Genomic DNA, 16,783 nt, shown 5'->3' on the forward strand with positions numbered 1-16,783 from the left:
TTAATATTCGGAAATTTTTCCGAAGGGTATTTGCAGAGTGATTTGATAACCGCTATCCGAAAGAATCATTTTCATTCGACCTTCCAACTTAGCGGATCTTTGAATTAAATTTTCGGTTCCGCGTCCGGTCCCGTGTTCCTTTAAATGATATAATGATTCCGATCTCATATCCATCACGATTTCGCGATTCTTAGACTCGAAATTCCATCTAGAAATTCCGATTCCGTATTTCAAATCGTTATTCGCAATCTCGTTAACGATTCCGTAAAGTTCCATTAAACTATTCTCATTCGGTTTTATTACAAAATTTTTAATCAGACCTTCGTCGCATTGAAAGTCAAGGTCTCTCCCTGCATCTGAATACCTTCTTAACAATATCAGGTTTATCCCGGAAAAGAAATTTTCCGATACCAATCCTAAATCCTCTATTTTAAGCATCTGATCCCGAAGCATCTGAATGGATTGATTTACGTTACCGTTGATTTTACGGATCAGAGCGGGGTCCGGAACTTCCGAATTCAGCAGCTCTTCGGAAAGGAACTTTAAATCGATTAGCTTTCCACCCAAATGGTCGTGAAGATCGATATTAATTTTCTGTCTTACCGTATTAATCGCGATTCTCTTCTCGTTTTCTTGGTGCATTAAATTCTTATGCCCTCTTGCAAGCTCGATAAGGTTATTTACTCTCCTAATCAATTGTTCAAAGTTAAACGGTTTGAGCAAATAGTCGTTAGCTCCCGCGTTTAACGCATTTACTAAATCCTTATCCTGATTTTTAGCGGTAAGCATCAAGATAGGCAATTCGAGAGCGGAATAACTATTTCTAATCTCTTTAGCGGTTTCTAATCCGGAAAACCTAGGCATCATTACATCTAGAATAATTACGTTAAACGACTTATCATTTGCCAAAATGTCAAGAGCTTCCAACCCGCTTCTTACGGCGAGGCAATCCATTTTACATAAAGCAAGGTAGTTACCGATGACTTCCAAATTTATCGGTTCGTCATCGACTGCGAGGATTCTGACCGATCCGCGCGAAAAATCGTCGTTTGCTTTTAAAAAATAGGAATCCGGAGTAAAATTCAATTCCAGAGAACTGATCTCGCTTTTTATATACTGTTCCGCATTTGGTTTAGAATCGGATCGTTCTGAAGATTGATCGCTTACGGGCATCGTGAAGTAAAACCGAGCACCGTTTCCATCTTCGGACTCGACCCCTATTTCCCCTCCATGTAGCCTTACTAACGCTTTACTAATCGCTAATCCGAGCCCCGCCCCGCCTACATTTCGTGCATCCCCTCCATCGGCTTGTTCAAAAAAATCGAATATCTTTTTCTGATCATCTTTTTTAACGCCGATACCGGTATCTTGTACACTGACTTCCGCAAATTGCGAATCGATCAATCTGGCGCTGATAGTAATAACACCGCTCTCCGTGAACTTAATCGCGTTACCTATTAAATTTTGTAGAATTTGCTGTAATCTATTCTCATCCGCCTTGAGATGGGGAAAATCCGCAGGCACTGAATTTACCAAACTAAGTTTCGATTCATCCACATTTATTCGATTTAATCCCAGCGTAAATTCGACGGACTGGCGTAGATCAACCGGTATTCTATTTAGCACAAGATCCTTATGCTTTAATTTCGAAAAATCTAAAATATCATTCACTAATGCAGATAGTCTTTCTCCGCTAGCGATAATCATAGTCATCTGCCTGTCCAAAAAACGGGACAAAGGTCCTGCAGCTCCCCTCTTTACTGAATCGGCTATCCCGATGATTCCTTGCAATGGAGTCCGCAATTCGTGCGACGTATTCGCCAAAAATTCGTCTTTCAACTTATCTAGTGAAACCAATCGTCGGTTCGATTCGAGCAACTCATCGGTAAGTTTCTCCGATAAATTGTATGCGTAGGAAAATCTTTGCGACACCATGAATGCCTGAGCAATAAAAAAGAAGGAAATACCGTAAGAGAGGAAATAAGTGGTATTTATTATCATATTAGCGTAAAGAAGATCGTTGATGATAATCGTGAATAAACCTATAAAGAGTGTGAGCCCGATCCAAGCGCCCGGTCGATCTTTCTTAACGGCCCTACTTAATGCAAAAAGAAGGTACAACCCTCCGGATACTAAAAGTAGACTAAATAAAGGAAGTGTTCTGGAATAAGTCTCTAATTCCGTAAAAAGTACGATAACGCTTAATGCTAAAGACCCGACAACCAAGGTAGTCGTCGCAGGCTTCCTAACTTCATCCGGAAACATCGAACGAAGAAAAAGAGCGAAAAAAATACTCTCTAAGTAAACCGAAAGTAATTCCAAACGGTAGGAAAGATTAAAGTCAAATTCAGGAAAAGCGGAAAACGCAAATCTTTCCCCTGTCAAAACCATCCGAATCATGGCGAACAGACACACGAGCCCGAAATACAAATTGAAACGGTCTCTTCTGAGGAACGCAAAAAGACTCAACTGATAAAGTCCCATTACGGAAAGACCGCCGCTCATGAATAAATCGAACCAAATACTTCTTTGTCTCAGAATCGATAATTCCGAATGATTTCCTATAAAAACGCGCCCCCAAAGCCCTCCTTTAGAATGCGAAAAATTCGAAACCTCCACAATTAATTCATTATCTTTTTCTAATGTAAATGGTTCGCTTACCGCAGGACGATAGAGCGGCTTCGCGGTCTCCCTGGTCTTTCCGACAGTTCCGTTCGATAATAAGAGCTTACCGTTGACGAACAGCCTATACGCAGTGGCTGCTTCCAACATTTTAATCGAAATGTCCGGGACCGGTTTGTCCGTCAAAATTCTCATCCGATAGGACGCGAATCCGAATCCTGGAAATTTCCCGGATTCGTAATTATTCCATGCGTCGGGGACGGGTTCATACAGAACTTTCAGTCCGTGGGATTCGCTTGATCGAAGTCGTTTGCTGGATGCAGCTTCCGCTACCGAATAGAATTCCTGCCAATAAAATTCCCATATCCCGTCCAATCCGAGTAATCCCTGAGTATTAAAATCCCAGCCGGACCTCAAATCAAGAATGCCGTTCTTAACTTTCGGGATATTTTCGGAGCGCGATAATTGCGTGCAATAAATATGGAAGATACAAAATTGAACGACTATAAAATAGAAAAGTGCAGTTCGGAGGATATATTGCAAATCGCGTTGAGTTGATTTCAATTTCATTCTAACGAACTCTTTCATAGAACTGATTCCTTTATATTTCGAAATCAAGAAAGAATTTTATTAGTTTATTTATCGATCTATTTATTCCAGATCGAATTTGCAATAGGCGCAAAACTACTCGTTTAAGGGATATGTGCAATTTCTCATCGACACTCGTCGAAATCCCCGCTTTACCGGCTGATTCAGGACCGAAAGCCGGAGACGAATTAAATTATTTAAGTTTTCTGACTTTGAATTTGATCAATCGATTCAATCCTCCTCGGTTAAACGACTTCAATTTATGTAAAATTCCTTCTTCGTTAACTAAGTTCGAATATTATTTTCCGCTATCGTCCGGATAGCGTATTTTATTAACAAATGTTAACGACCTTACTTAATTCTAAAAATGTCTTATATTATAAAAGGACCATTTCGACCTTTCGACTTTGATTTAACGGAAAAAAGGAGCTTCGATGCAAGAATGCGAAGAACAAACTTCGAGCGGTAAGGATGGTAAGGATTGCGATCCTCCATATGTGGAGACGCCGCACCCTTCTACCGGAGAAGCGGATTCTTTCGATAAAACTCTTATTGAAAACGAGCTTAGATTCCATACGGCAATGTACCACTCCCCTCACGGCTTCGCAATCGTTTCCCCCAACGGAAGATGGATCAGCGTAAATCCCGCGTTATGCAAAATAGTCGGATATTCGGAAGAGGAACTGCAAGAAACCGATTTTCAATCAATCACTCATCCTCAAGATTTGGAAGAGGATTATAATCTCGTTCAAGAATTATTGAGCGGCAAATTAGACTCTTATCGTCGCGAGAAAAGATACCGGCATAAGGACGGCCACTATCTCTGGATTCAACTAGATGTGTCACTAGTCCGCAAAAACGGAGTGCCGAACTATTTCGTAGCTCAAATACAAGAAATTTCGGAACGTAAACAAGCCGAAAAAGCTCTCCGAGAAAGCGAAGAGAGATTTCGCCAATTAGCGGAAACAATCGACGAGATTTTCTGGATGAGGGACGCCGAAACGAATCGTCTCTTATACGTGAGCCCGGCGTATGAAAGAATTTGGGGACGCTCGGTCGAAAGTCTTTTTCAAAATCCCGATTCTTGGCTGGACTCCATCCACTCGGACGATTTACATCTAGTTTTTCCGAATATTAGAAAACAAAACGAACAAGGCGGTATGAACGAAAAATTCAGAATCGTACGCGCGGACGGTTCCGAACGTTGGATACGCGCTCATTCGTTTAAAGTAATCGGCTCCGATGGAAAAGTGGATCGAATCGTAGGCGTCGCCCGGGATGTGACGAAACAGCACGAACTTGAAAAGCAGTTGGCTCATTCGCAAAGAATGGAGTCGATAGGTTCTCTCGCGGGAGGAGTCGCCCATGACTTCAACAATATACTTACGGTTATTATGGGATTTTCTTCCATATTGGAGCAGAATAAATATGATCCGCAAAAAATTATGCAATCCGTTGAGGTAATTCGAAATACAGCCGAACGAGGAGCTTCGTTAGTTAAGCAGCTACTGACATTAGCGAGAAAATCGGAATCGTTCTTTCAACTTATTTCGTTAAACGAAGTAGTTCGGGAGGCGTTAAATATCGCCAAGTCCACTTTTCCGAAATCCATCTTAATCGAAGCCGATTTTCAATCGGATCCGATACGAATCAATGCGGACTATACGCAAATTCATCAAATTTTCATTAACTTAATTCTCAATGCCAAGGATGCCATGCAAAAGGGAGGGAAACTCACGATAGGTATGAAAGAAGTTGATCGAGCTTCTTTTTCATCCGAAGACCCGATAGTATCGCAAAAGAGATTCGCTTTGTTGGAAATCAGCGACACCGGAATCGGAATGAATGAGGAAACGAAACGGAGAATTTTCGATCCTTTTTTCACGACTAAAGCTTTAGGAAAAGGAACTGGACTCGGTCTATCCTTAGTAGAAGGAATAGTTGAAAATCATAAAGGGTTTATAACCGTTGAAAGCGTGCTAGGCCAGGGAACGAAGTTCAGCATATACCTACCAGTCGAAACTCAAAAACCGAAATCTCTTCGTACACTTGACAAAGTCGAAAACGCTCGACACGGAAACGGGGAGTGGATTCTTCTCATAGAGGACGAGGAAATGATACTGGAACCTCTGACAAACTACCTTTCACACTTCGGATACAATCTGCTTTCCGCAAAGGATGGAGAAGAAGCATTGTCGGTCTTTTCAGCAAACAGAGATAAGATACAAGTCGTTTTATGCGATTTAAATCTTCCTAAAGTAAACGGAATCGAGGTTTTGAGAAAACTTAGATCGATGGACTCTTCCAAAACCTTAATCCTAGCAAGCGGATATATTGATCCTCAATTAAGGCCTGAAATCGAAAATATCGGGCTAAAATATACGATTCAAAAACCGTATAAGTTCGAAGAAATTTTGAGAATATTGAGAGAGATTTGACTTCCGACATCCCATCTAAATTACATTTATATTTAAATAGAATATTATAATTTATGCTCCTTCCAAACTCGGTTTCTAATCCTGCTTAAGGAAACGGGAGTGATTCCCAAATAAGACGCTATATAATGCTGGGGAACTCGAGTCAGAATATCAGGTTGTTGTTTAACCAAATTCAAATATCGTTGTTCGGGACTGTCCCTAATTCTCGATAAGAAAAGCACCATATATGCATCGAAGCGTTCCATGGCGAATTCACGTAAATATTCGACAATCCCTTCATTCTCTCTATAAATCTGGGCGGCATCTTGTTCGGTTATGAAGTATAATTCGGTAGGTTCCAAGCTCTCCAGGATAAACTCGCTAGTTTATATCCTTACCTCTATAGCTATAAATGGAGGTAAGAAGGTCTATTTTCAAAGAAAAACCCGATGGTAATGTCCTTTCCTTGGCCGTCAAACCACAAGCGAAGACAACCTTTCTTAACGATATATATCGTTTTTGTAAATTCTCCCTTCCGGATCAAAACGGTTTTAGCGGGAATCTTCATCTCCCGAAACTTGGGCTCGTATTTCGACCAATTCTTTTCTAATTCCGGGATTTTTCTCTTAATCTCCTCGATTAAATGTAGATTGATCATACGAAACCTTCCGAGTTTTCGACGTTACTATACACCGATCCGTCAAAAATCAAGATTTGTTCGCTTTATTCCAGGAAGGAGCCGCCTTTACGTTTCTATCCATTCGAAAAAGTGGTCGATCTTGTCCGGAACGTTAAGGACTTCGATGAAATACAGTTTCAATTATGAATCTTAAATTGATCCGCGATCTTTTTCAACGTTTCGGCATTCGAAGAGAGGCTCATAGACGTCGCTGAAACTTCCTCCGAACTGGAAGCGGTGCCTAAGGCCTCTTCGTTCCAGCGAAATATGACTTCCGTAATTTCGCGTACCGCCCTTTTTTGCTCTTGGATCGAAAGTTTTACGGCCTCGGCCTCTGCCCCGATCTTATCGGATTGTTTATCCACCTCCACATTCAGCGATTCTTGCGCGGAAGTGATATCATAAAGGTGCTGCATATCGTCCGCCATCGCGTCTATGTTAGCAATTATATTATGAATCGTTTCCACCGATGACCTCACCCCGTTTACGCCGTTCGTTAATTCGGATTTATTCTTTCCCAGCATTACCGAGATGGACTTTATCGAAGAGGCCGTTTTTTCGGAAAGCTTCGAAATTTCGTCCGCAACTACTGCAAACCCTTTCCCTGCCCCACCGGCCCTAGCTGCTTCGATGGCTGCGTTTAAGGAGAGTAGCTGCGTTTGATCGGAGATTTCGTTGATTATATGTATGATTTCCGACATCTGCTCGGATGATTTAAGAATATTATTTAAAGTGGAATCCATCAATACCAAAGACTCTTCTCCTTTTTTGGCTTCCGATGAAATCGTATTGGCTTTTTCCAAAGAGTTTTGAATTTCCGTACCGATTTTCCTCACGCCCTTGGATAAGTCCTTTATTTTGGAATGAAAATCATGGATGTTCTCGAATTGGTTTTTCACTTTGTCCGCGATATTTTCCATACCTGCGCTCATCTCTTCGGTCGTCGCGGACATTTGTTCGGAGGAGGCCGCGGTGGACTGCGCTACAGTTGCAAACGATTGGGAAGAAGCACTCAATTGATTAGCCGATGTCGCCAAATCTATCGCAATATGCTGAACATTCTTCAATGAACCTGCGATCGTTTTTATGAACGAATTCATATCCCGGCTCATGATTCCGATCTCGTCCTTATAATGTGCATCAATTTGTTCGGTCAGATCTCCGTCCGACATTCTTTTAAGCACTCGACTTACGGAGCTCAAAGGGCTTAATCTCTTATTCAGCAAACGATAAAGAAATATCCCCGAGGCGGAGGCAATCATTATCGAAACTAAAAAGATTCCCAGGATAAGTTCGTTTAACGAATCCGATATTTCTCCGAACGGTTGAACTGCCACCACATTCAATTTCCAGTGATCCAGGCGTTTAAGTGTGGCGAAACGATCCTGGCCACCGAAGTAAAATTGCATTATTTCGCCGTCTTTTAATGACATCAACTTTTCTCCGAAACTCTCCTTTGAAATATCCACTTTCAAAATTAAGTCCTTAACTTTATGTGCGATGATCCGGCCTTCCTGCTCCACGATGGAAACGTATCCTTCCCTTCCCAATTGAGCGTTTGCAATAAGCTGTTCAGAAATACTTCCTAATGAAAGTGCAATGCAAAGTACGCCGATAAAAACTCCGTTCCGACGGATTGGAGTCGATAACACTACGACTGAATTTCCGCTAATAGGGGATTTTTTAGCACGGCTTATCGAAATTTTTTGATTTTGCAACGAATTGAAAAAATTCCGAAGGTCTTCCCTCTGCTCCGGTGTTTTACCGTATCCCAAAGTTTTTCCGTCCAAAGAGTCCGCGACTACAAATGAATCGGGGCCAGAACCGTATATAAAGATGTTCTCATATACTTTATAACGATCGAAAATTTCCTTAAAGTATGAACTCGCGAGCGGCCTTCCGCTTTGAATCGACTGAATAGTACGTTCGTCCGCTGCCAGCGTTTGGGCCATATTTGCGTGTGATATTAGAAAATTATCGAAGTCCATTGCGACTATTTTCGCTACTGTTCTCATCTGATCCTGATAATGTTCCGTAATTTTCTTACTGCCTAAGAAATAGGCGGTTCCTGCGATCAAAGAAGTCAGAATCGCTATTATGCCGACACTCCAACCTATTAAAATGAATTTGAGACCTGCCTTTTTCATAATCGACTCCCGGATCGGATATTCGAGTTAGGATAAAAGAGACCTAGTCCGAAGTATCACTCTTATACGTGAGACTTCTTTTGCCTTCGAATTCGTTATTAACGAATGTAAATAAATTTCGAAGGCTCAAAATGCGGAATGTAAAGGAGAGTTCTTAAAATATCAAAAACTTAACTCTTCATGAAGAGGTAAAAAAGTTGACGAAGAGAACTGTAATATATATATGTAGCCAAACGGCTACATATATGAGACGAGACGTATTTCAAGCAATTGCCGATCCTACAAGGCGAGAGATCATTCGCTTGCTTTCCGTAAAACCCCTAACTTTGAACGGAGTGACTGCTAATTTCGAAATAAGTAGGCCTTCCATATCGAAGCATATTAAAATACTCCAGGAATGCGGACTAATAACGATCAAGCAAAGCGGTCGCGAACGGTATTGTGAAGCTAATTTGAAAAAACTGAAAGAAGTCTTCGACTGGGTGGAGTTCTACCGCAGATTTTGGGACAAAAAACTACTTTCTTTAAAAGATTATTTGGAGAGCGAAGAATGAATAAGGAATCCGTAATTAAAGAAATAACGGTGAAGGCATCGACTCCTCGAGTATGGAAAGCGATAACTAATAAAGACGAAATGAAAAAATGGTATTTCGATTTACCTACTTTCAAGCCCGAAGTCGGCTTCGAATTTCAGTTCGCTGCCGGTTTGGATGAAAAGAAATATGTCCATTTATGCAAAATCACGGAAGTCGTCGAAGGTCTGAAAATTGCATATAGTTGGCGCTATGAAGGATACGCGGGAGAATCCTATGTAACCTTTGAGCTATTTCCCGAAGGTGACTCGACGCGAATTCGTTTGACGCATTCCGGTTTAGAAACATTTCCGAGCCAGAATCCGGATTTAAAACGGGATAATTTCGTAGCCGGATGGACTCAGATAATCGAAAAACAGTTAAAAGAATTCTTAGATTTATCGATCGGGAAAAGTTAGTATAAAAAGTCCGTCCGAGCATAGTCGCAAAAAACCGAAATCCCTGCATTTAAAATGAAATCGTTCTATTTCTTTACACTGATTATCCCTATTTACTTCGCGATCGATGCGGCCCCGAAAAAGGAACCTCCATTGGGTCTCTGTCAAAAAGAAATAGGGACTTTTTGTCAAGATCGAAACATCCTGAATCAACTCATGGAATGTTTAAAAAAGGACGAATCCAGATTATCTTCCTCCTGCAAGCATCAATTAGGATCGCTTATCGAAGAATTCAAAACTAAAATGGAATCATGCAAAGATGATCGAGCCAAATTCTGTCGATGGGTGGTTCCCGGAGGAGGTCGAATTATAAAATGCTTAAAAGATCGTGAAACCGAAATTTCCACCTTCTGCAAGGAGACTTTAAAAGAGTTGTATAAACCGCTCAACTGAAGAATAAACCGATTCTAAATCTACGATCGTACGTGTCTCATATCCGGAGTTTTTAAAAAGATGAATTCTTTCGGAAGTTATCATTTATCAGCATTTGTTTTCGAATAAATAACTTTTCTCTTTCAAACTTTATCCGAGAATCGTTTAAAATGAAGAAACTCCGGTCGAAATCAGAGGAATTCGTCGTATTCAGAACCGTAGGATTGGCAAAAATTTATGATATGGGAGAAATCAAAGTTCAAGCTCTTACGGACATCAATTTAAAATTCCTAAAATCGGAGTTTGTAGTCATGTTGGGACCAAGCGGAAGCGGCAAATCGACTCTATTGAATATCCTGGGTGGATTGGATACCCCCACGTCAGGGGAAGCTTATTTTAATAATCAACCTTTGCAGACAGATAGGGACGAGGATCTTACGGAATTCCGAAGAAAATACATAGGATTTGTATTCCAATTTTATAATCTTATTCCGAGCTTAACTGCGGAGGAGAATGTGCAGTTGGTTACCGATATCTCTTCAAATCCGATGAGACCGATGGAGGCGTTGGACTTAGTCGGTCTTGCGGATCGAAAGGACCATTTTCCTGCTCAGCTTTCCGGAGGAGAGCAACAGAGAGTCGCAATCGCTCGGGCGATCGTAAAGAAGCCCGAAATTCTGCTATGCGACGAGCCCACAGGAGCCCTGGATTTTACTACCGGAAAAATCGTCCTGGATGCCATATCTAAAATCAACAGAGAATTAGGGACAACTACGATTATTATTACTCACAATGTCGGAATCGCAGCGATAGCGGATCGCGTAGTTGAAATGAGGGATGGAAGAATCATTTCGGACAAATTAAATAAGAATAAACTTTCCACGGCTAGCCTGCATTGGTGAAAACGTTAGATAAGAAAGTATTTAGGGAATTTTTAGCTTTAAAATCCCAAGCAATCACGATCACACTTGTTGTCGCCTCCGGTATCGCCGTATTTCTCACCTCTTTAAGCGCTTACAACTCTCTACTAAACGCTCGCGATCGCTTTTACGCAGACTATTCTCTTGCACAAGGATTCGTATCGCTTAACAAAGCCCCGAATTCAATTCTTTCGGAAATTTCGAAAATACCGGGCGTTGCAGCTTCGGAAGGTAGAATTGTAAAAGACGTCGTCCTGGACTTTGAAACCGAGTCAGTCCCGAGCGGAGGAAGAGTTATCAGCTTAACAGAAGGACTCAGTACGTTAGCGCTTACACATGGCGCTCTCCCAAAGAATAAGGACGAAGTAGTTATCAGCGATGCATTCGCCGCGACTAATCTGTTAAAAGTTAATTCTAAAATAGTGGCGATATTAGAAGGGCAGAGAAAAATCCTGATCGTTGCCGGAATCGCCCTCTCCCCCGAATTCGTCTACGTATTTCGCCCTTCTAATTTCCTCCCTGACGATAAGCACTATGGAATCCTGTGGATGCAAAGGGAAAATGCGGAAGATATTTTTAATATGCAGGGGGCAATCAATGATATAGTCTTTAATTTCACTCCGGATGCGGATAAGAATTTCGTATTAAAGGAAGTGGACCGACTATTAGAACCTTATGGAGGATTAGGCTCTTACGACAGGGACAAACTTCCATCTCACTCGTTTTTGCGGGATAAGTTTAAACAATTAAAAACCACTGCGTTCTCCCTGCCGTTGATTTTCCTGGGAGTCGCCGCTTTCCTACTTCATATAGTTTCCACTAGAATTATTTCCAAACAAAGAGAACAGATTGCCACCCTAAAGGCGATCGGGTACGGCAATACTGCGATCGGACTGCATTACTTAAAAATAATATCCTTAATCAGCTTATTGGGTTCAGTTTTGGGAATCGCCTTCGGTATTTACTTAGGAACCAAAATGGTAGCTCTCTACGGCGAGTATTTTAAATTTCCGAAATTACAATTTGTGTTGGATCCAAGTTTGATTTTCCAGGGAATTCTAATCGGTTTTGCTGCGGGGGGCGTTGGATCGTTGCTTTCCGTAAGAAATGCAATCATGCTCCAACCCGCACAAGCGATGAGACCGCCGATTCCGGAATCGTATTCCCGAAATTTTCTGGAAGGGTATATAAAAAATTTCTCCGCAATATATCGAATCATGTTAAGAAATTTAACGAGGAGACCCGGTAGGACGTTCCTATCGATTTTAGGAGTTTCCTGCTCCGTAATGATCATGATCCTAGGTTTGTTCACTCGCGATACGATGGATTACATTCTAAAAGTTCAGTTCGAGTACTTACAAAGGGATTCGGTCACTCTTAATTTTTTGAACGCAGTTTCATCGCATTCGATAATTGAAGTAGCGGATAAAGATGGAGTCTTATCGGCGGAAGGCTTTAGAACGGTTCCGATCCGAATCATATTCGGAAATTTGAATAAAGAACTTCTGCTTATGGGCCTTCCTGAGAATTCCGAATTAAGAAAATTGATGAACGAAACGGGAGACTTTGTATCTCCACCGGGAGACGGAGTTCTACTTAATGCGAAAGTTGCTAAGAAGCTTGGAATCAAAAAAGGGGATCGCTTACAGCTGGAAATTTTAGAAGGTAAGCGCGAAACTGCAGAGGTGGAAGTAACCGGAATGATAGACGAGATACTGGGTCAAGGCGCGTATATGGAAAAATCGTCGGTAAATAGATTGCTCCGAGAAGGAGATCTCATAAACTTAATGGCGCTTCGCACCGATTCCCTCAAGGAGGAACAGTTATTAAACGAACTAAAAAATTATCCTAAAATTTCCGGCGTCTCAACTCGGGAAAGAACGCTGAAAATATTTTATGATACCATATCCAAAAGCGTTATCGCGGCTGCCGTCATAATAATTATTTTCGCTTGCATCATTTCTGTCGGAGTGGTTTATAATACCGCCTTAATCGTGCTATCGGAACGAGTCTTCGAATTAGGCAGCCTACGAATCCTGGGGTTTACTAAAGAGGAAGTCTTCATGATCCTATCGGGAGAACTCGCTATAGAAATTCTCCTCTCTATACCCTTGGGTTGCTTATTCGGATACGGTTTCGGTTATGCGTTGCTAAGCACGATTCAAACCGAAGGATTTAAAATCCCTCTGTATATCTCCGAGAAAACGTATTTCATCGCAATCATGACGGTTCTCGCCACGTCTGCGATCAGCTTTTGGATACTTTATTTAAAAGTGAAATCGATGGACTTAATTTCCGTTTTAAAAATAAGAGAATAATTCATGAATTTAAAAGAAACAGCTTTATCCATCTATCATAATAAAAAAACCAGAATTGCCCTCGCAGTCGTTTTACTGATCCTCATTGCATGGTCTTTTTTGAGACCGAAACCTGTGGTCTCGGAAAAAGCAGCCGTCCGCCGAGGAAACTACGAGCAAATCGTGGAGGAAGAAGGAACGACTCGAGTCAAGGAAAAGTTCACTTTGTATTCTCCTGTAACGGGAATTCTCCTCAGAGTCGATAAACATATCGGAGACAGGGTCGCAAAGGGCGACACCGTCGCCGTCGTCAAATGGGATTACGACAGAAAGGTCTTAGCGCCGATTTCGGGAACGATTCTGGCGATCCAAAGGGAAAGCGAAGGCCCCATATCGATGGGCGCTCCTATTTTAGATATTGGTAATACAAAGAATTTGGAAATTTCTTGTGAACTTTTAACCCAAGACAGTGTGCATGTGCATCCCGGTGATCCAGTCCAAATAAACGGATGGGGAGGAGATTCGATTCCGGGAAAAGTAAGGCTGATCGAGCCTTCAGCATTCACTAAGATTTCCTCGTTAGGCGTCGAAGAACAAAGGGTTCGAGTAATCATAGATTTCGCATCGCCTCCGGAAATGGGCGATTCGTTTAAAATTAAAGCTAAAATCATTTCCTTCCGAAAGGAAAACGTCCTGATTCTTCCGAGCGCAGCTCTCTTTAGAGACGGCGAGGATTGGGCTGTCTTTCAAGTCCTTAAAAGGAAGGCGAAAAAAGTGCATGTCCAAATCGGGGCTCGGAGTGGAAAATCCTCACTGTTACTAAGCGGTTTAAAGGACGGTGACGAAGTTATTCTATATCCGAATGAAGAGATTCGAGAAGGCGTGATTGTGGAATAATCGCGACATCTCTCAAGTCGCTTTACTAAAAATCAGACCGTCGGGAATCCTGGATCGACTTTGTAAAAGTTACAAAGAGATTGTTGAAGATGTTTGTCTTCTTGATTTGAGTCATTGTTAAGCGTCGAAATTCAAAGTCCCGCAAAAAACGATAATCCATCCATATCGATCTTAGGAATAATAATATCCTCCGAAACGACTAATTGGCAGGAAATGTCTCCAGTTAACGCTAAGACGCGGCATTATTGAGCAATCTCGCCCCTCTTCAATCTATATGGTTTTTAATTTTTCAATATAGGGATTTTTTCATTGACTAAGTATATACTCAGTGAGTAAATACTTATCGAAATGATTCCTCTAACTCGACACGAACAAAAGGAAAAAACTAGGCAGAACCTGATCGAAACTTCCCGGAACCTATTTGCCAAGGAAGGAATCTCGGCGACGACTACCGCAAATATCGCAAAGACGCTGCAGATTTCTCACGGCACTGTTTTCCTTCACTTTCCCGTTCGTGAAGATTTAATCTTAGCGGTAATCGACGATTTTGGACATTCGCTTTCGGACGAACTCAGAGTCAACTTAGAGCAAGAATCCGGAATCAAAGGGATATTAACGGCGCATATCAAAGTGCTAAGCGAATTCGAAGACTTTTATTACCGCTTACTTACGGAAATGCATTCTTTACCGGAAACCGTAAAGGGAACGATTTTTATGTTAAACGCCGCCGTTTCGAAGAAATTGTATGCGGCTGCCGAACCTCTAATGAGTCGCGGAGAAATCAAAAAAATGGAACGGCAACTCTTGTTCAATACCTGGATGGCACTACTTCACTATTATATCGTAAATAGGGAACATCTAGGTAAGACGTCTCCTATTCTAAAGGAGAAGGGAAACTACCTACTCAAGCATTTTCTAAATTTAATTTATGTGTAGTAGACTCGTTCAAACGAGTAAGGAGAAAAACAATGAGTGAGAAATGCAAATCATGCGCCTCCTGCGGGATGCCGCTTGAAAATAAGGAAGACTTTGCATTAGGGGATCCGTCGCAGATCTATTGTAGATACTGTACTGACCCGACGGGAAAACTTCTTCCTTTCCAGACAATTCTTGCAATGAATGCAAAGCAATTCGAGGAATCGCAGGGAATCACCGAGGAAGCGTCAATACGAATGGCTAGAGACATTCTTAGGAATCAACCGGCCTGGAAAGGACTAGGCGTTTAGAATACGAAGGAGCACTATTATGCAGGAAAAACAAATTTTGGAATCAACTCGAGAAACGAATATTGAAACGGAATATCTCATGTCGATGCAGGTTCCCGGGGCAGGAGCTCCACACCTAATCGATTCGAGTTTACGAATTCATAGAGCAGGCTTGGACGGGCGGGTGCACGGTCCGAAAATTTCAGGTACAATCGTTCAACCGACGGCCGACTGGCTGCGCATCTGTCCGGATGGAACAATGCGTGTTGATGCCCGCATAACCATAGTCACGAACGACGACGCTGTTATATATGCGTCTTATAACGGGATCATCCGAATGTCTCGCGGGAATTTTGAACGAATGTCAGGTGGAGAAACGTTAACCGCTAAGGATATGTATTTCGTCATCGCACCGACGTTCCAAACCGGCAATGAAAAATATCTCTGGTTGAATCAATTACAAGCCGTCGGAAAAGTTTCGGCCATCAAAGGAGGGGAAGCCGGATACGTTGTATACGATCTATATGCGATACGATGAATTGAAAGCTACGGCACGACTTCGGAATTTCCATTAAAGAATGAGATTCTTCGAAGCCGAAAGCCGTGTCTTCCCGTTAACAAGCAAATCGATTAGATAAGTCTACTCGACATAGAATCGAACAAACGGAGCAACTATCTTTGAAAAGAATCAAAATCGCTTAAATGCGATCGATTCAAAAAGCTTAGGTTTGTTCGAGGCTAAGCGCACCGGAAGGACATTTTCGAATTTGTGCAACAACATCCGCGGACGAAGTTCCCTCCAGCGTAACCCAGGGAGATTTCCTTGGATCGAAGACTTCCGGCAACCCGCGAAAACAAATTCCGGAATGAATGCAAATCCCCGGCTTCCAAACTACGGTAATTTCTCCGTTATTGTATTTTTTAGTAATGTCTTTCATCGAGATTATCCTTCAAAAAAGTTTTGTATCGATCTTAATTGGGGAAGTTAATACCTTATGTATAGGGCAGGCGTTTGCCGCGTGTAATAATCTTTCCCGCTCTTTTTCGTTCAAATTTCCCTGGACAGTGACAATGCGTTCGATTTCGGTATGATCCTTTCCTTTAGTCAGATTCAGTACGACCGAAACATTTTGAAGATCCATTTTTTTTACCTCGGCATACATCCTAAGGGTAATACTTGTGCAAGCGCCTAAGGCAAGAAGAAGGTATTCATGCGGAGAGGGCCCCAGATCCTGACCCCCATTCTCTTTGGATTCGTCAGCAATCAATTCATGAAGGGAAGCTTTAAGAATCGTTTTATAATTTTCAGGAGTGCTAGTTACGGTTACTTCGACGTCGCTCATAAAAACCATAACGGTACGGTAAAAAATAGTAAAAGCAAATCATTTTTGCGATATAGAGCGAATTGATTCGAAAATGAGATACCGAACTTTCTTAATCGAATATCTTCGGATATGGTTTCGAATCCCTTACCGCTGTTTCCACCCCTCTTCGAAAATTAAGTTCGAATCGGAAACGAAGAATTTTTGCCCTCCTTTGGATCGGATCTCGAAACCTTCTGAAAGAAAAATACCGATCAATTCAGATGAAGCGCTTCGAAGAAGCTGCG

At 41.7% G+C, this 16,783-nt stretch carries 16 protein-coding genes; 10 read left to right on the top strand and 6 right to left on the bottom strand.

The genetic code is table 11. The features are described 5' to 3' along the window. The gene (locus tag LEP1GSC050_RS19845; protein ID WP_010570106.1) at nt 1-3,210 is read right to left on the bottom strand and encodes an ATP-binding response regulator; all 3,210 of its coding nucleotides are present in this window, start codon (nt 3,208-3,210) and stop codon (nt 1-3) included. 434 nt (nt 3,211-3,644) lie between these two features. Between LEP1GSC050_RS19845 and LEP1GSC050_RS19855 the strand changes: the two genes are divergently transcribed. Beyond that, nucleotides 3,645-5,648, top strand: a complete 2,004-nt coding sequence (locus LEP1GSC050_RS19855) for a hybrid sensor histidine kinase/response regulator (protein WP_010570108.1) — start codon at nt 3,645-3,647, stop codon at nt 5,646-5,648. 44 nt (nt 5,649-5,692) lie between these two features. Here the strand turns inward: LEP1GSC050_RS19855 and LEP1GSC050_RS21250 are convergent, their stop codons facing one another. The 3 genes from LEP1GSC050_RS21250 to LEP1GSC050_RS19865 form a co-directional block, all read right to left on the bottom strand. Beyond that, on the bottom strand, nt 5,693-5,989 hold the full coding sequence (locus LEP1GSC050_RS21250; RefSeq protein ID WP_020987841.1) for a Crp/Fnr family transcriptional regulator: 297 nt from the start codon (nt 5,987-5,989) through the stop codon (nt 5,693-5,695). 44 nt (nt 5,990-6,033) lie between these two features. Next, nucleotides 6,034-6,285 (bottom strand): cyclic nucleotide-binding domain-containing protein, encoded by a 252-nt coding sequence (locus tag LEP1GSC050_RS21180; RefSeq protein ID WP_020987887.1) that lies wholly within the window; start codon nt 6,283-6,285, stop codon nt 6,034-6,036. Between the two features lie 158 nt (nt 6,286-6,443). Beyond that, nucleotides 6,444-8,453 carry a methyl-accepting chemotaxis protein gene (locus LEP1GSC050_RS19865; protein WP_010570109.1) on the bottom strand — a complete coding sequence of 670 codons (2,010 nt, stop codon included), beginning with the start codon at nt 8,451-8,453 and terminating at the stop codon, nt 6,444-6,446. A gap of 245 nt (nt 8,454-8,698) precedes the next feature. Here LEP1GSC050_RS19865 and LEP1GSC050_RS19870 point away from each other — a divergent pair, with 245 nt between their 5' ends. The 9 genes from LEP1GSC050_RS19870 (at nt 8,699) to LEP1GSC050_RS19910 (ending at nt 15,712) form a co-directional block, all read left to right on the top strand. Then, on the top strand, nt 8,699-9,007 hold the full coding sequence (locus LEP1GSC050_RS19870) for an ArsR/SmtB family transcription factor (protein WP_010570110.1): 309 nt from the start codon (nt 8,699-8,701) through the stop codon (nt 9,005-9,007). Next, nucleotides 9,004-9,444 (top strand): SRPBCC family protein, encoded by a 441-nt coding sequence (locus tag LEP1GSC050_RS19875; protein ID WP_010570111.1) that lies wholly within the window; start codon nt 9,004-9,006, stop codon nt 9,442-9,444. Before LEP1GSC050_RS19870 ends, LEP1GSC050_RS19875 begins: the two co-directional genes overlap by 4 nt. Before the next feature lie 54 nt (nt 9,445-9,498). Next, complete coding sequence (locus LEP1GSC050_RS19880; protein WP_010570112.1) at nt 9,499-9,876, top strand: cysteine rich repeat-containing protein; 378 nt, start codon at nt 9,499-9,501, stop codon at nt 9,874-9,876. Nucleotides 9,877-10,025: 149 nt separating this feature from the next. Further along, complete coding sequence (locus tag LEP1GSC050_RS19885) at nt 10,026-10,757, top strand: ABC transporter ATP-binding protein (protein ID WP_010570113.1); 732 nt, start codon at nt 10,026-10,028, stop codon at nt 10,755-10,757. Further along, nucleotides 10,751-13,093 (top strand): ABC transporter permease, encoded by a 2,343-nt coding sequence (locus LEP1GSC050_RS19890; RefSeq protein ID WP_010570114.1) that lies wholly within the window; start codon nt 10,751-10,753, stop codon nt 13,091-13,093. The genes LEP1GSC050_RS19885 and LEP1GSC050_RS19890 overlap by 7 nt, the downstream gene beginning before the upstream one ends. A 3-nt stretch (nt 13,094-13,096) precedes the next feature. After that, a complete protein-coding gene (locus tag LEP1GSC050_RS19895; protein WP_010570115.1) occupies nt 13,097-13,969 on the top strand; it encodes an efflux RND transporter periplasmic adaptor subunit in 873 nt (290 codons plus the stop codon). Nucleotides 13,970-14,317: 348 nt separating this feature from the next. Beyond that, nucleotides 14,318-14,905 carry a TetR/AcrR family transcriptional regulator gene (locus LEP1GSC050_RS19900; RefSeq protein ID WP_010570116.1) on the top strand — a complete coding sequence of 196 codons (588 nt, stop codon included), beginning with the start codon at nt 14,318-14,320 and terminating at the stop codon, nt 14,903-14,905. A gap of 32 nt (nt 14,906-14,937) precedes the next feature. Next, on the top strand, nt 14,938-15,195 hold the full coding sequence (locus tag LEP1GSC050_RS19905; protein WP_010570117.1) for a zinc ribbon domain-containing protein: 258 nt from the start codon (nt 14,938-14,940) through the stop codon (nt 15,193-15,195). Nucleotides 15,196-15,214: 19 nt separating this feature from the next. Further along, nucleotides 15,215-15,712, top strand: coding sequence for a DUF3237 domain-containing protein (locus LEP1GSC050_RS19910; protein WP_010570118.1), 498 nt, complete (start codon nt 15,215-15,217; stop codon nt 15,710-15,712). A gap of 184 nt (nt 15,713-15,896) precedes the next feature. Here LEP1GSC050_RS19910 and LEP1GSC050_RS19915 read toward each other — a convergent pair whose 3' ends face one another. Both LEP1GSC050_RS19915 and LEP1GSC050_RS19920 read right to left on the bottom strand, forming a co-directional pair. Further along, entirely contained in the window at nt 15,897-16,112 is a 216-nt protein-coding gene (locus LEP1GSC050_RS19915) for a (4Fe-4S)-binding protein (protein ID WP_010570119.1), read from the bottom strand. Between the two features lie 12 nt (nt 16,113-16,124). Further along, nucleotides 16,125-16,517: an OsmC family protein gene (locus LEP1GSC050_RS19920; RefSeq protein ID WP_010570120.1), complete on the bottom strand. Its 393-nt coding sequence runs from the start codon at nt 16,515-16,517 to the stop codon at nt 16,125-16,127. Between the last annotated feature and the right edge of the window lie 266 nt (nt 16,518-16,783).

Source organism: Leptospira broomii serovar Hurstbridge str. 5399 (assembly GCF_000243715.2).
Classification (GTDB): Bacteria; Spirochaetota; Leptospiria; order Leptospirales; family Leptospiraceae; genus Leptospira_B; species Leptospira_B broomii.